General features: G+C 63.1%; 11 protein-coding genes. 2 read left to right on the forward strand and 9 right to left on the reverse strand.

Annotation, left to right across the window (positions count from 1 at the left end; genetic code table 11):
* Positions 1 to 99: 99 nt before the first annotated feature.
* From BM132_RS24325 to BM132_RS24345, 5 genes are all read right to left on the reverse strand, one after another.
* Positions 100 to 3177 (reverse strand): error-prone DNA polymerase, encoded by a 3078-nt coding sequence (locus BM132_RS24325; RefSeq protein ID WP_092459291.1) that lies wholly within the window; start codon positions 3175 to 3177, stop codon positions 100 to 102.
* The gene (locus BM132_RS24330) at positions 3174 to 4595 is read right to left on the reverse strand and encodes a Y-family DNA polymerase (protein WP_092459293.1); all 1422 of its coding nucleotides are present in this window, start codon (positions 4593 to 4595) and stop codon (positions 3174 to 3176) included. Before BM132_RS24330 ends, BM132_RS24325 begins: the two co-directional genes overlap by 4 nt.
* 7 nt (positions 4596 to 4602) lie before the next feature.
* Positions 4603 to 5235, reverse strand: coding sequence for a translesion DNA synthesis-associated protein ImuA (gene imuA / locus BM132_RS24335; RefSeq protein WP_092459295.1), 633 nt, complete (start codon positions 5233 to 5235; stop codon positions 4603 to 4605).
* Complete coding sequence (gene lexA / locus BM132_RS24340; RefSeq protein WP_092459297.1) at positions 5235 to 5852, reverse strand: transcriptional repressor LexA; 618 nt, start codon at positions 5850 to 5852, stop codon at positions 5235 to 5237. Before lexA ends, imuA begins: the two co-directional genes overlap by 1 nt.
* A gap of 76 nt (positions 5853 to 5928) precedes the next feature.
* Entirely contained in the window at positions 5929 to 6969 is a 1041-nt protein-coding gene (locus BM132_RS24345) for an AraC family transcriptional regulator (RefSeq protein ID WP_092459299.1), read from the reverse strand.
* A gap of 206 nt (positions 6970 to 7175) precedes the next feature.
* Here BM132_RS24345 and BM132_RS24355 point away from each other — a divergent pair, with 206 nt between their 5' ends.
* Entirely contained in the window at positions 7176 to 8114 is a 939-nt protein-coding gene (locus tag BM132_RS24355; protein WP_092459301.1) for a SphA family protein, read from the forward strand.
* Positions 8115 to 8252: 138 nt separating this feature from the next.
* Here the strand turns inward: BM132_RS24355 and BM132_RS24360 are convergent, their stop codons facing one another.
* The 4 genes from BM132_RS24360 to BM132_RS24375 form a co-directional block, all read right to left on the reverse strand.
* Positions 8253 to 9461 carry a DSD1 family PLP-dependent enzyme gene (locus BM132_RS24360; protein ID WP_177218216.1) on the reverse strand — a complete coding sequence of 403 codons (1209 nt, stop codon included), beginning with the start codon at positions 9459 to 9461 and terminating at the stop codon, positions 8253 to 8255.
* 74 nt (positions 9462 to 9535) lie between these two features.
* Positions 9536 to 10834 (reverse strand): D-arabinono-1,4-lactone oxidase, encoded by a 1299-nt coding sequence (locus BM132_RS24365; RefSeq protein WP_256244319.1) that lies wholly within the window; start codon positions 10832 to 10834, stop codon positions 9536 to 9538.
* A gap of 115 nt (positions 10835 to 10949) precedes the next feature.
* Positions 10950 to 11321 (reverse strand): c-type cytochrome, encoded by a 372-nt coding sequence (locus BM132_RS24370; protein ID WP_092459307.1) that lies wholly within the window; start codon positions 11319 to 11321, stop codon positions 10950 to 10952.
* 280 nt (positions 11322 to 11601) lie between these two features.
* Positions 11602 to 12486: a LysR family transcriptional regulator gene (locus tag BM132_RS24375; RefSeq protein ID WP_092459309.1), complete on the reverse strand. Its 885-nt coding sequence runs from the start codon at positions 12484 to 12486 to the stop codon at positions 11602 to 11604.
* A gap of 129 nt (positions 12487 to 12615) precedes the next feature.
* On the opposite strand from BM132_RS24375, the gene BM132_RS24380 reads away from it, so the two are divergent.
* Positions 12616 to 14259 (forward strand): GMC family oxidoreductase, encoded by a 1644-nt coding sequence (locus BM132_RS24380; protein ID WP_092459311.1) that lies wholly within the window; start codon positions 12616 to 12618, stop codon positions 14257 to 14259.
* Positions 14260 to 14440 lie beyond the last annotated feature (181 nt).

Genomic DNA, 14440 nt, shown 5'->3' on the forward strand with positions numbered 1-14440 from the left:
GAGCGCTGGGTTGGCGTTTGGTTTCATGGTGGGGTCATGGTGAGGTCATGCTGCAAACCTGCTCGGACTAGGGGCATGCTTGCTGTGTGGCGGCTGGGTTCAGCGGAAATCGCGGCTATGCACCTGGATACCCGCCAGCAACTCGGTCAGGTCGCTCAAGCGGCCGGCGATCAGATGACGAACTTCACCGACACTTTCCCAACGTCCGTCGACCCTGAGCAATTGCGAACCCACCAACGCTTTGCGTTGGCGCTCGGCCAGGTCGCGCCAGACCACCACATTGAGGTTACCAAACTCATCTTCCAGGGTGACGAACGTCACGCCGCTGGCCGTGCCTGGCCGTTGGCGGCCGGTGACCAGCCCGGCCACGCTGACGTTGCGGCCATGTGCCACGTCCTGCAGCTCCCGTGAGCTGCGACAGCGCCGGGCGCGCAGTTCGGGGCGCAACAAGGCCATCGGATGGGGGCCCAGTGTGGTACCGATGCTGGCGTAATCGGCGAACAGATTCTCCCCCACCGTGGGTTTTGGCAGGTCCACGGGCGGTTCTTCCTCAGCGGGCAAACTGGCGAACAAGCCCAGTTGTTTCTGTACCCCGGCCACTTCCCAGCGGGCGCGATGACGATCACCGGCCAGGCCCCGCAAGGCACCGGCGTCGGCCAGTTGTGCCTGGGCCCGGGCATCGAGTTGCGCGCGCTCGCCAAGGTCGGCCACGTCACTGAAAGGCCGATGCCGACGGGCCGCTTCGATACGCTGGGCATCGTCCTGGCGAAAGCCCTTGATCATGCGCAGACCCAGGCGAAGCGCCGGTTGTCGGCCCTCCATGGGTTCAAGGCTGCAATCCCAGTCACTGGCACGCACGTCCACCGGGCGGATCTGCAACTGATGCCGACGGGCATCCTGAAGGATCTGGTCCGGGCTGTAGAACCCCATCGGCCAGCTGTTGATCAGGGCACAGGCGAAGGCCGCCGGTTCATGGCATTTGAGCCAACTGCTGGCGTAGGTCAGCAAAGCGAAACTGGCGGCGTGGGATTCAGGAAAACCGTAATTGCCGAAGCCTTTGATCTGCTCAAAGATCTGCGCGGCGAATTCGGCGGTATAGCCGTTTCTCGCCATCCCCGCCGCCAGGCGTTCCCGATGCGGTTCCAGGCCACCGTGGCGTTTCCAGGCGGCCATGGAGCGACGCAACTGGTCAGCTTCGCCGGGACTGTAATCCGCCGCAACGATGGCGATCTGCATGACCTGCTCCTGAAACAGAGGCACGCCCAAGGTTCGCTTGAGCACTTCTTCCAATGCTGTGGAGGGATAAGTCACCGCTTCTTCCTTGTTTTTACGCCGCAGATACGGATGCACCATCCCTCCCTGGATCGGCCCCGGTCGCACAATGGCCACTTCAATAACCAGGTCATAAAAAGACTCGGGTTTGAGCCTAGGCAACATCGCCATCTGCGCGCGCGACTCGATCTGGAACACGCCGATGGTGTCGGCGCGAGTGATCATTTCGTAGGTGGCCGCGTCGTCCTTGGGCAACGTCGCCAAGGTGTAGTGCTGGCCACGGTACTGCGCGATCAGATCAAAACAGCGACGAATTGCACTGAGCATACCCAGGGCCAGGATATCCACCTTGAGCAACCCGACCGCGTCCAGGTCGTCCTTGTCCCACTGGATGATGGTGCGCTCGGCCATGGCGGCGTTTTCCACCGGCACCAGGGTGTCCAGGGGCTGTTCGGAAATCACGAAGCCGCCAGGGTGCTGGGACAGATGCCGGGGAAAACCGATCAGTTGTCGGGTCAGGCTCAGGATCCGGCGCAACACCGGGCTGTCCGGGTCGAAACCACCTTCGCGCAGGCGCTCCACGGGCGGTGCCTCGTCACTCCAGCGCCCACAACAGTCGGCCAGCGCGTTGACCTGATCCGGGGGCAGGCCCAAGGCCTTGGCGACGTCGCGCACCGCGCCGGCACCGTGGTAGCTGCTGACCACCGCCGTCAATGCCGCACGATGGCGACCGTAGCGCTGGAACACGTACTGCAGCACTTCTTCACGACGCTCGTGTTCAAAATCGACGTCAATGTCCGGCGGCTCGTTGCGCTCCCTGGACAGGAATCGCTCGAACAGCATGCTGGTCTGGCTCGGGTCGATTTCGGTGATACCCAAGGCGTAGCACACCGCTGAGTTGGCCGCCGAACCACGACCCTGGCAGAGAATATGCCGCTCGCGGGCGAAGCTGACGATGTCCTGCACGGTCAGGAAATAGCTGTCGTAGCCCAGCTCGGCGATCAGGGCCAACTCCTTGTCGATCTGCTGGCGGACCTTGTCCTGCAGACCTTTTTCCCATCGCTGACGCATGCCGCGCTCGGTCAACTCCCGCAGCCAGGACGCCGGATCATGCCCCTCAGGCACCAGTTCACGGGGGTATTGATAACGCAGTTGGCCAAGGTCGAAGGTACAGCGCCGGGCGATGTTCAACGTTTCGTCGAGCAAGGCGCGCGGGTAGATGTCGGCCAGGGCCTGGAGACTGCGCAGATGGCGCTCGCCGTTGGGGTGCAGGCGCTGGCCGGCCTCGGCCACCGTGACGTGGTACCGGATGGCGGTCATGGTGTCCTGCAGGGCGCGCCGGCCACGTGCGTGCATGTGCACGTCCCCCGTGGCGACGGCCGCAACGTTCAACCGTTGCGCCAGCGCCAGCAAGTCCGCCAGCCGACGCCGGTCGTCCTGCCCGCAATGCAACTGGACCGACAGCCACAAGCGCTCGGCAAATATCTGCCGCAGCCAGCGCCCCTGACCTTCGGGATCGCTGTCACCGGGCACCCACAACGCAAGTAACCCCGGCAAGGGCTCGTCGAAGTCTTCGCGCACGATGCGATAGCGACCTTTCTCGCTGCGTCGACGGGCGCGGGTGATCAGCCGGCACAGGGCTTGATAGCCTTGCAGATTCTCCACCAGCAGCACCAGTTTCGGCCCGCTCTCGATCTGGATCTCACTGCCAATGATCAAGTGCAGGCCCAGTTCCCTGGCAGCCTGCCAGGCTCGGACAATCCCGGCCAGGGTGCACTCATCGGTGATTGCCAGGGCCTTGTAACCCTGTTGTTGCGCACGACGGCACAGCTCCAGGGCGCTGGAGGCACCGCGCTGAAAACTGAAGTTCGACAGGCAATGCAGCTCGGCATAGTCGATGTTCATGCGAACCAACCTTGCAGCCACAACGGCCCGCCCTCGCCCACCGGTCGATAGGCCCAGCCCCGTTGGCCCGCGCGGGTTTCAATCAGATAGTAATCACGGCGTACGTCGGCGCCGTCCCACCAGCCGGACTCGATGCGCTCCGGGCCCATGAGGATTCGCGCCTGGCTCTCCTGCAAGGCCTGGGGTTCGTCCAGCAGCCAGCCGGGACGCCGGACGCCCTCGCGCACCGGACATGCCTGGGGCTGGCGTTCAGAGGTCATCTGCCAGGCACATTCAGGCCGATGGTCATCGCGAAACCCCAGGCCCTGCACTGAGTCGTCCCCCAGCCGGGCCCGCAGCCGCTCGCGCAATTGCTCCCAAGGCAAGGACTGCTGAGGACGCTCGTCGAACAGCTCCAGGCGTTGGGGCACGAAACTGGGCAGGTCTTCGGCACACAAGCGAAAGCCACGTACCGGCGCCTCGACCTGCACCTGCTCCAGCCGACCACGGGCCAGCTCGAAAAGCATCGCAGGATCCCGCTCGGCGCTGAGCAGGCCGACCTTGATCAGCGTGTCAGGCAACCCGGCGTGTTCCAGGTGCAGGTCAAAGCGTTGCACGCCGCTGTCGCGACCGCACAGGAAAGCCGAGAGATCACCGGTCAATCGGCGCAACGGAAACAACAACGCCTGGTGGGATTGCACGTCGTAGTTGAGTTCGATGCGCACATCAAAACGGTCCGGCGGCAGGTAAAACGACAGCGCCAGGGTGCGGCTGCCCGTCAGCGCGTCAAGATGCTTGAGCACCTGGGCTTCAAAACGCCGCGCCAGGGTGTGTCGGGGCAAGGCCTGGACCTGACTCAACTGACGCAGTCCCATGCGTGACAGTGCCGTGGCGACGTCGGGCTCCAGACCGATGCGGTCCACCGGCATCTGCCCCAGGCAGGCTTGCAGGGTTTCAATATCGGGCACCACCAGAGCGTCGTAGGCATTGGCCAGCACCCGCGCTGCCACCGGGTTCGGGGCGGCGACAATGCGATGCCGGAATCCCAGTTGCGTCAGCTCGGCCCGCAGGCGCTTCTCGAACACCGGCCAGGGGCCGAACAGGCCCAGGCTCGACTCGATCTCGAATACCACCGTGCGTGGGTAATGCACGCTGACCTGGGAGCTGAAACGGTAGGCCCAGGCCGCCAGAAACTGCTGCCAGTATTGGATCTGCGCTGCGTCGTATTCGGCCGTGGCAAACCCTTTGCTCAGGGCTTGGGCGGCCGTCATGGTCTGGCCGGGACGCAAGCCCAGGGCCCGTGCCGGCTCATTGACCGCCTGCAGCACCCGGCGCTGGGCCGGGCCGGTCAGCAGCGCCAACGGCTCGCCAGGATCGGGACGCTGACGCAGCGCAGCGTCCAGCGCCAATTGCGGGAAGAGAATGCAGACCCAGCGCATCGCAACCTCAATGCTCTGTCTGTGGCGTGAGCGTGGCGAAGGCAATGGGCGTTGAACGGGCCAGCCCGCCTCGACACTTGAGCACCCGCAATTGTCCTGGCCGGCCATCGATGGCGATGCGCAGGGCCGCCGGTGACGGGTTAATGGCTTCCTGGATCGAGCGCCAGGCGAACGCCAGGGTCTGGCCGGTTTCCGCCGCCACTTGCAAGCGGCGCAAAGCCCGGTCGTCAGCCTGGCGGGGCCAGCACAACACCGCGCCGCAACTGCCCGAACGCAGGCACTGTTCGGCGGCCCACAAGGCATCGCGCTCATCGGCCCGGATTACTGACAGTTGGCGCAGGTCCACCCCGGCGTTCTGCCAGGCCTGGGGATAGGGCACGAACGGCGGCGCCACCAGCACGATCCGCTCCCCCGCCGCCGTCAGCCGCGCCAGGGTCGGCCAGACCAGTTGCAACTCACCCACGCCTGGCGCGGCAACGAGCAGTTCCGTCAGCGCCGCTTCCGGCCAACCACCGCTGGGCAACGCTGCGTCCAATGCCGCATGACCGGTGGGTTGCGGGCTGGCGGCCGGTGGCGCGGGTCGACCTTTCCAGACCTGGCCACCGTTGAACAGCGTGTCCAGCGCAACGACAGCGCCCATCAGCCTTGCCTCAGCAAGCCACAGAACACGCCTTCGATGGCCAGGTCCTGGTCGGCTTCGACAATGATCGGCTGATAGGCCGGGTTGCGCGGCAGCAAACGTACCCGCTCGCCGATTCGCTCGAAGCGCTTGATGGTGACTTCACCGTCCAGGCGCGCCACGACGATCTGGCCATTGAAGGCTTGGGGCGTACGCTGCACGCCCACCAGGTCGCCGTCGAGAATGCCATCCTCGATCATCGAGTCACCCTGGACCCGTAGCAGGTAATCCGGCGCCTTGGTGAACATCGCCGGGTCCAGCATCAGACGGCTGTGGACCTCTGCATCAGCACCGATCGGCAGACCGGCGGCCACTCGCCCCAGCACCGGTACGTCCAGTAGCTCGGGACGCGGCGGCTGGTTCAGCAAGCGGATACCCCGGGCCTGGTGCGGATTGACTTCGATGAAACCGGCTTCGGTCAACGCCAGCACATGCTTGCGCGCCACGCTGCGGGAGGCGAAACCGAACGCCGCGCTGATTTCAGCGAGGCTGGGAGGCTGGCCCTGCTCGGCGATGCGTTCGCGAATGAAGGTCAGGATGGCGGTACGGCGGGGAGTGAGAGTGGTCATGGAGTACATTTGTACTCTTGTCGGTTTTTTCTGACAAGCACCGCCAGTCAGTCAACCATAGGAAGCCGATCGCTGGCCGTCCCGACTACACCGTCGTCATCCCCTCGCTGCGAAATGCGCTGGGGCTCATCCCGGTCCAGCGCCGGAACGCCCGGCGGAAACTGCGCACATCGCTGTAGCCGACCTCTTCGGTGATCCGTTCGATGGACCAGTCGGGATTGGCCAACAGGTTCAGGGTCCGGCCACGACGCACCTGTTCAAGCAAGGCCTCGAAGGTCAGGCTGTGCTCGGTCAAGCGCCGACGCAGGGTGCGGCTGCTCATGTTGAGGTCGCTGGCGATTTTCTCGATGTGGCTGCCACGGGTCAGGTCCCGGGCAATCGCCCGCTCCACCGCCTGGATCAGATCGATCTTGCGATGGACCTCAGTGGCCTCCTGCTCCAGCAAGGCCAGGGCCTGACGCAGGGCCAGCGGGTGATGATTGGGCAGGCGTACGCCGAGCCAGGAGGCATCGATCAGCATGCGATTGTGACGACAACCGAAACGCACATCCGGCCCCAGGACCCGTTGGTATTGCTGGGCATAAGACGGTGCAACGTGCATGAACTCCACGGCCTGGGGCCTGAAGTCAGGACCTGCCAACGCTCTGCCGTACACCATCAGGCTGGCGAAGAATTCTTCGACCGCAAACACCTGGACCTCGGCAAAAGGCAGGCGGCAAGTCGCCTCGACCATGATCCGGTCACTGGCCTCTTCAACACTCGAGACCGCGATACCGCCGGTGGTGTGTTGATAGCGAATCCCCAGGGCAAAGGCATCGCGCAGGGTTTCGCACAGCGACAACACGTGGCCCAGCAGGCCCAAGGTACCCAACACATTGCGATCGCCAACCCACAAGCCCAGGCCCCGATCAGGCAACAGCTTGAGCGCCCGCTGGATCATGACCACGGCCTGGCGATAGGAAATCCGCTGGGCAGGATCCTGCAGATCGTCGAGCCCGAAACCAAGGCCGCGACACAGGCTGGCGGCATCGAAACCCTGGTCTGCCACCACGTCGGCCAAGGTTTGCAAAAGAAACGGCGACACCAGCGCCAGTTCATAGGTCGGGTCGATGACTTTCATCTGCATGGGCGGGTTCCGGGGTACGTTAGGTGGCGTTTTTGTAACCGGTTGTTTCATAAACGTTAGCATGACCCAGCGCATAGAGGGGCACAAAAATCTGGCCGCCCATGTCCCCTGTGTGGCCGCCAATACCCTGCCCCGCCGGCGGCGAACGGCTTATTTGTATGGCTCGGACCTTTGGTGCATCTCCAACAATAATAATGAGCCCCCACATGAACCCGACCCGCACGACATTCGCCTTGCAACTGACCCTCGGCCTGGCCTGTGCCCTGCCGGCCCTGGCCACCGAAACCGGAGTCGACAACATCGGCACCGGCACCGACGGTTTCTTCGTGTTGCCGCTGGACGTCGACAACCTTCCAGACCACATGTTCGCGTTCAACCTTTACTACAACCATTACAAGGCCAGGAAATTCAACATCAGTTCGTTGGGCGGCGAAGTCCCGGATGTCGAGATCGAATCCACAGCGGTGGTCCCCCGGATCGATTACCTGAGCCCATTGCGGGTGGCCGGTGGACGCCTGGGCATCTACGTTGGCCAGCCCTGGATCAAACAGGAAATCTCGGTGTTCGGCCTGCAGGACACTCGCGAAGGCATGGGCGACACCACCATCTCGCCGATCGTGCTGTGGGACATGGGCAAAAACCTGACCCTGGCCGCCGCGCTGGAAATCACCGTGCCGACCGGCGAATACAGCACCGACCGCCTGGCCAACACCAGCACCAATTTCTACACCTATAAGCCGTTGTTTTCCTTCACCTGGTTGCCCACGGAAAACACCGAGGTGTCGGTGAAAACCACTTACAGCTTCAATCGCGAGAACAAGGACACCGACTACCGCTCAGGGCAGATCTTTCACTTCGATTATTCCGCCAGTTATCGGCTGACGGATAACGTGATGCTGGGGCTCAACGGTTACTACCTCAAGCAGACCACCGACGACAAACAATACGGCCGCACCGTGCAGTTCGCCGGTCAGGATGTGGATGACGGCGTGCGCGGCCAGGTGTTCGCCATCGGTCCGGCGCTGCACCTGACCTTTCTCAAATATGCCAGCGCCGAGATCCGCTGGGCCAAGGAGTTCAACGTTGAGAATCGTCCGGAAGGCGAAATGCTCTGGGCCAAGATCAGTATTCCGTTTGCGTTGTGAACATCTGATCGAATCCAGCAAGCTCATCACCAATCCCTTGTGGGAGCGAGCCTGCTCGCGATAGCGGTGGGTCAGCCTGCATTGATGCTGAATGTACCGCCGTCATCGCGAGCAGGCTCGCTCCCACAGGGTCCGCGATCAGCTATAGACCGGCCAGGTCTCGACTATCCGCCCTCCGCGCACGACCAGCAGATCACCGAACTGCAACAGCACCGACTCGCTCTGGGTCGGTCGCAGGAACACCTGGTCCTCCACCGCCAGGCCCACCGTTTCTGAACCGTTGACCATTTCCTGATTGGAGCTGCGCCCGTAGAGGTCGTTGTGCTTCAAGCCGGGGGGTGATTCGAGATCGGCCATCCAGTTGCCGCCGTAGATGAAAAAAGTCCCGCGCTGGTTCACGTCCCACCAAGAAAAAATCCGCGACTTGTCGTCCAGTGCCGGGATGTTGACCGGGCCGGTGCGCTTCAAGACCGGCGTGGCGATGTAGGCCGCCGGAACGTGCTCGTTCAACGATGGCAGGTCGTAGTGACTGGGTTTGAGCATGGCCGTGCCCACCGAGACTTCACTGCTCAGTTTCTCTCGTTCGTGCAAGCGATAGCTGGGGCTGCCGGCGGTGTTGAGGGTCAGGCCAGGACGCCAGAGATCGGGATAGCGCAAACGCACGAAGTCCACCCGTGTGTTGTAGATCGCCATGACCCGCGCCAGTAGCGCTTCAGGTGTGGCGAGAATTTCGGGCACGCCCATGCCCACGAACGGGTCGTAGCCCATGAACCCGGCGAACTCCAAGTGCGTCGGGTTCGCCCGGATCAGCTTGAGCATCGCCTCCAGCGTGGCATCGTCGGCTACCCCGCCTCGGTGCAGGCCTACATCCAGTTCGATATTGATCCGCAAACGAGTACCAAGCCCCTGAGCCAGGGCCCGGTATTGCTCAAGCCGTTCTGGCGTGTCCAGCAACCACTGCAACTGGCGTGACGGATCGAAGGGGCCTTTGTGAAGCTCATAGAACAACGCGGCGCAACGCACCGGCAGAGGCTTGCCCAGCAGGATATCAGCCGTGGGAAACTGCAACGCATCGTGGTTGAGAAACGGCTGGTGGAACGACATCAACCGTCGCGTCTCGGCTCGCTGGCCGATGTAGTTCAACAGCCCCGGCGATGGCAGGGACTTTTCCACCAACCGCAGCTGTTTGCCGGCGCGCCGGACCGAGCCCATTACCACGTCGATGTTGTGATCGAGTCGGTCCAGGTCAATCACCATCACCGGTCGCATGGGACCGTGGGCCTTGAGTTCCCGGTTCAACTGGCGGAAATAATCGCTGTACGGTCCGCCCTGGTCCCGCGGCCGCAGCCAGGCCCCGACGCCGGCCAGTAACACCCCGGCACCCACTGTTCCGGCCAGGAAACTTCGACGATTGAACCCCATCAGCTCGCTCCCAGAAGCGTTGAAAGATGCCCGTTGAGGAATTTGCCGCCAGGGTCCAGGGCCTGGCGCACCTGGGCAAACTCATTCCAGCGCGGGTAAAGCGCCTGGAGCGTCCTGGCGTTCAAGGAGTGCAGTTTTCCCCAATGCGGGCGACCCTGGTATTTCCAGAAGACCGGCTCGATGGCGGCGAAGAAATGGTGATGGTCCATCTGGTAATGCTGGTGCACGGAAATCGAACAACTGTCACGGCCTTCGAACATGCTCAGGGCGATGTCATCGGCCTTCACGTAGCGGTATTCAATGGGAAACCAGGTGCGCAGGTCTTTGTCGCGGATCAGCTTGAGGATTTCCCGCAGGCAGGCCGGACCGTGTTCAGCCGGCACCGAATACTCCATCTCGTTGAAGCGCACGGTGCGCACGTTGGCGTAGATGTCGTGGGAATCACCAACCCGCTCATCGAAGTCGGCCAGCAGTCGCAGGCTGTTGAGCAAGGTTCGCCGGATCGTCGGAAAGTCGCTGCCATACTTGTCGAGCTTTTCGATCAGGGTGACGAATTCGTTGCCGCCCTCCTCCTCGGGACTCACCGGTGCAGTGACCGGATCAGTGGTTTCGTTCAAGGCAATCGACAACGCATAGTCGGAATGGGTGACCACCTGCATTTCCCAATGCTGGTTGTCCCGGGTGTGGGTGTCCAGGTCCTCGAGCAACTCTTCGGTTTTCGCCACCCACTGGCGCTCGCGCAGCCGATAAGCGGGGCGGTTTTGCAAACGCACACGGGTCACCAGCCCCAGCGCGCCCAGTGAGACCCGCCCGGCCTTGAATACTTCGGGGTGGTGGTTGGCATCGCAATCAAGCACCTCGCCGCCGGCCGTCACCAGTTGCAGCCCGACCACCTGCGCCGAATACGAACCGAATGCCTTGCCGGTGCCGTGGGTCGAGGTGGCGATGGCCCCGGCCAGGGTCTGGTAATCCACGTCGGCCATGTTCGGCAGTGCCTGACCGACGGTCTTGAGTGCCGGCCCCATGCGCGACATGGGCGTGCCGCCACCGAACTCGGCCTGCAGGCTGGAGACGTCATGATCCAGCAGACCGCTGAAAAAACTCAGCGACAGCAAAGTCCCGTCCGTGGGCACCAGGGCGCTGAAGGAATGGCCTGAACCCACCGGACGAATCCGCCCTTCGGCGCGGGCCACGATTTGCACCAGTTCATCCAGATTCTTGGGAGCCAGACGCGCTGCCGGCAGGCAACTTTGCGCACCGGACCAATTGCGCCACGGGATCAGTCGCGGGGCGCGCATCAACTCGGCCAGGGCGCCCTGGCTGCCCAGCGCCGTGAAGGCCGCGACAGCGGCGGCTCGTTGCAGCCACTGGCGCCGTGAATAGTCCATCGTCATGCCGTCGTCCCCCTGTTGGTCATTGCAATGGCTGGCCGGACATGAAGCCGATCAGGGCCAGGAACTGCTCTTCGGAACAGTGCATGCACAGGCCCATCGGCGGCATGCCGTTGTAGCCGTTGATCGTGTGATCAAGCAGGGTCTCGCTGCCCTGGGCTACGCGCGGCGCCCAGGCGTTGGCGTCGCCGGTCAGGGGCGCTCCGGCGCCGGGGTTGGCGTGGCAGAGCTTGCAACTGCTGTCGTAGATGTGTGCCAGCGCTCCGTCGGCGGGCACACTCGTTAAGGCCCTGGGCGGGCTCGTTGTGGCCTCTTCGCCGCAACCGGCGAGCAATACGCCAAGCGAAAGAATCGCCGCGGCGTGAGTCCAGGCTGAAGACGTTGGTACCAACATGGGGCCCCTCTTGGTGGCGCAATGAGCACGCCTTTGTTGTGATGGGTCAGACAGACTCACACTAAGGCACCCCCGCGCGTTGGCTTGAGGTCATTGGGGGCCAGAAAAGGGGACTTGGGCGGCCAGCACTTGCCCAGTCCGCGGCTCCCCGGTGTGCGCCCGTAGGAGCTGTCGAGTGCAACGAGGCTGCGATCTTTCCCCTACCGCTTGAATCTCAAGCGAAAGACCAAGATCAAAAGACCGCAGTCTTCGGCAGCTCCTACGCCACGGCATAACAAGATCAGGGCAGCAACAGCCCCTGCTCGCGCTCGCACAACTGCACCACGTAATCCCAGAGCACCCGCAGGCGCACGGATTTGTGCAGTTCGCGGCGGGTGCTGATCCAGTAACTGCGGCGGATGGTTTCATCGGGCAGCAATGGGACCAGGGCCGGGTCGCCGCTGGCCATGTAGCAAGGCAGTACGGCAATCCCCAATCCCGAGCGTGCGGCCTGTTGCTGGGCGATGACGCTGGTGCTGTGGAACACCACCCGAGGGTTGCGGCAAAAGCTGTTGAGAAACATCAGTTCCTGGCTGAACAGCAGGTCGTCGACATAACCGATCCAGGCGTGGCGGGCCAGGTCCTCGCGACTGCGCAGCGGCGGCGAGCGGTCCAGGTAAGCCTGGCTGGCGTAAAGCGCCAGGCTGTAGTCGGTCAGTTTGCGGGTCACCAGCAGGTCGGCCACCGGGCGTTCAAGGTGAATGCTGATTTCCGCTTCGCGGTTGAGGATGCTGACAAAACGCGGCACTGCCACCAACTCCACTTCCAGCCCCGGATAGCGCTGGAACAGTCCGTCCATGCGACTGGCTAAAAACATGATGCCCAGCCCTTCCGTCACCCCCACGCGGATCTTGCCCAAGGGCGCGCTGGACTGGGTGATGTCCTCCTGAGCCAGTAGCGCCACGTTTTCCATGGCTTCGGCGTGCTTGAGCAACGATTCGCCGGCGGGGGTCAGCTCATACCCCTGGGCATGCTGGACAAACAGCGCGGTGCCCAGGCTTTTCTCGATGGCTTCGATGTGCCGGGCCACGGTGGCATGGGTGGTGTTCAGGCGTCGTGCGGCCGTGAGCAAACGGCCGCTGCGTTGCAGTTCCAGAAAGTAGCGCAGGTCATTCCAGTCGAACATGGGCCATCCTTGAACACGCCTGAAGACAGGACTGTTTAAAAACGCACAGCGGTTGCGCAAAAACTAACATTCTTTTGACGAAACCTAACAACTAGGATGCATCCCACAAGAACAAAAATGAGGTCGCGAATGCAACCTGTCGTCGATGAATACGATTACGTGATAGTAGGCGCCGGCCCTGCCGGATGCCTGTTGGCCAACCGGCTTAGCGCCAACGCGCAACACCGGGTGCTGTTGCTCGAAGCCGGCGGACGCGACAACTATCCGTGGATTCACATCCCGGTCGGCTACCTGTTCTGCATCGGCAACCCGCGCACCGACTGGTGCTTCAAGACCGAGGCGCAACCGGGTCTGCAAGGGCGCGCCCTGAGTTACCCACGGGGCAAGGTGCTGGGTGGCTGCTCCTCCATCAACGGCATGATCTACATGCGCGGCCAGGCCGCGGATTACGACAGCTGGGCCGCCGAGGGCAATCCTGGCTGGGCCTGGAAAGACGTGCTGCCGTTGTTCAGACAGAGCGAAAACCACTTTGCCGGGGACTCCGAGTTCCATGGCGCCGCCGGAGAATGGCGGGTCGAACGCCAGCGCCTGTCATGGCCGATTCTCGATGCGTTTCGCACCGCCGCCGAACAGAGCGGTATCCCCAGCGTCGACGACTTCAACGGCGGCGACAACGAAGGCTGCGGCTACTTCCAGGTCAACCAGAAAGCCGGGGTGCGCTGGAACGCGGCCAAGGCCTTCCTCAAACCGGTTCGCCAGCGCCCCAATCTCACGGTAATGACCGATGTCGAAGTCGACCGCGTGCTGTTGCGTGACAACCGGGCCCACGCCGTCAGCGCCCGTTGGCAAGGCAAAGGCATGACGTTCAAGGCGCGCAAGGAAATCATGCTGTGCGCCGGCGCCGTCGGCTCGCCGGGTATTTTGCAGCGCTCGGGGATCGGCCCGCGCAACCTGTTGCAACGCCTGGGCATTGGCGTGGTTCATGAGCTGCCCGGTGTGGGCGGCAACTTGCAGGACCACCTGCAACTGCGGCTGATCTACCAGTTGGAAAACGCCCGTACCCTGAACCAGATCGCCGGTACTTTATGGGGCAAGATGGGCATGGGGCTGCGCTACCTCTATGATCGCAGCGGCCCGCTGTCCATGGCCCCCAGCCAACTCGGCGCGTTCGCCCGCTCGGGGCCGGAACAGGCCTCGGCCAACCTCGAATACCACGTGCAGCCCTTGTCCCTGGAACGCTTTGGCGAACCACTGCACAGTTTCCCGGCGTTCACTACGTCGGTCTGTGACCTGCGTCCGCAAAGCCGTGGCCGGGTGGACATTCGCTCGGTCGACCCGCACGAGGCGCCGCTGATCCAGCCCAATTACCTGAGCCATCCCGAAGACTTGCGGGTCGCTGCCGACGCCATCCGCCTGACCCGACGCATCGTCGCCGCCCCGGCATTGAGCGCCTTCAAGCCGGTGGAATACCTGCCGGGACCAAGCCTGCAAACCGAGGAAGAACTGCACCAGGCCGCCGCCCGTATAGGCACGACGATTTTCCACCCGGTGGGCACCTGCCGCATGGGCCAGGACCGCGACGCGGTGGTGGATGCGCAACTGCGGGTCCACGGCATCAACGGCCTGCGCGTCGTCGACGCCTCGATCATGCCGCGCATCACCTCGGGCAACACCTGCTCGCCAACGCTGATGATTGCCGAGAAGGCCGCGCAGATGATCCTCGAGGCGGACATCCGCAGCACCACGCCCCAAAAGGAACCGGCCGCGGTCTGAAGAACAAGTAAGTCCCCCTGTGGGAGCGAGCCTGCTCGCGATAGCGGTCTATCTGACACATATAGGTTGAATGTGCGGCCGTCATCGCGAGCAGGCTCGCTCCCACAGGGGAAAAGTTTGAACTCAAGGTATGCAGCAGAACAGGAGACGCTGTACCGGCGTCGACAGTGGAACAACAAAA

The sequence above is a fragment of the Pseudomonas sp. NFACC45 genome (genome assembly GCF_900113505.1).
Taxonomy (GTDB): Bacteria; Pseudomonadota; Gammaproteobacteria; order Pseudomonadales; family Pseudomonadaceae; genus Aquipseudomonas; species Aquipseudomonas tehranensis.

Coding starts and splice junctions, on each gene's coding strand:
- BM132_RS24325 (WP_092459291.1), bottom strand. CDS start 3,177: ATGAACATCGACTATGCCGAGCTGCATTGCCTGTCGAACTTCAGTTTT.
- BM132_RS24330 (WP_092459293.1), bottom strand. CDS start 4,595: ATGCGCTGGGTCTGCATTCTCTTCCCGCAATTGGCGCTGGACGCTGCG.
- imuA (WP_092459295.1), bottom strand. CDS start 5,235: ATGGGCGCTGTCGTTGCGCTGGACACGCTGTTCAACGGTGGCCAGGTC.
- lexA (WP_092459297.1), bottom strand. CDS start 5,852: ATGTACTCCATGACCACTCTCACTCCCCGCCGTACCGCCATCCTGACC.
- BM132_RS24345 (WP_092459299.1), bottom strand. CDS start 6,969: ATGCAGATGAAAGTCATCGACCCGACCTATGAACTGGCGCTGGTGTCG.
- BM132_RS24355 (WP_092459301.1), top strand. CDS start 7,176: ATGAACCCGACCCGCACGACATTCGCCTTGCAACTGACCCTCGGCCTG.
- BM132_RS24365 (WP_256244319.1), bottom strand. CDS start 10,834: ATGCGCGCCCCGCGACTGATCCCGTGGCGCAATTGGTCCGGTGCGCAA.
- BM132_RS24370 (WP_092459307.1), bottom strand. CDS start 11,321: ATGTTGGTACCAACGTCTTCAGCCTGGACTCACGCCGCGGCGATTCTT.
- BM132_RS24375 (WP_092459309.1), bottom strand. CDS start 12,486: ATGTTCGACTGGAATGACCTGCGCTACTTTCTGGAACTGCAACGCAGC.
- BM132_RS24380 (WP_092459311.1), top strand. CDS start 12,616: ATGCAACCTGTCGTCGATGAATACGATTACGTGATAGTAGGCGCCGGC.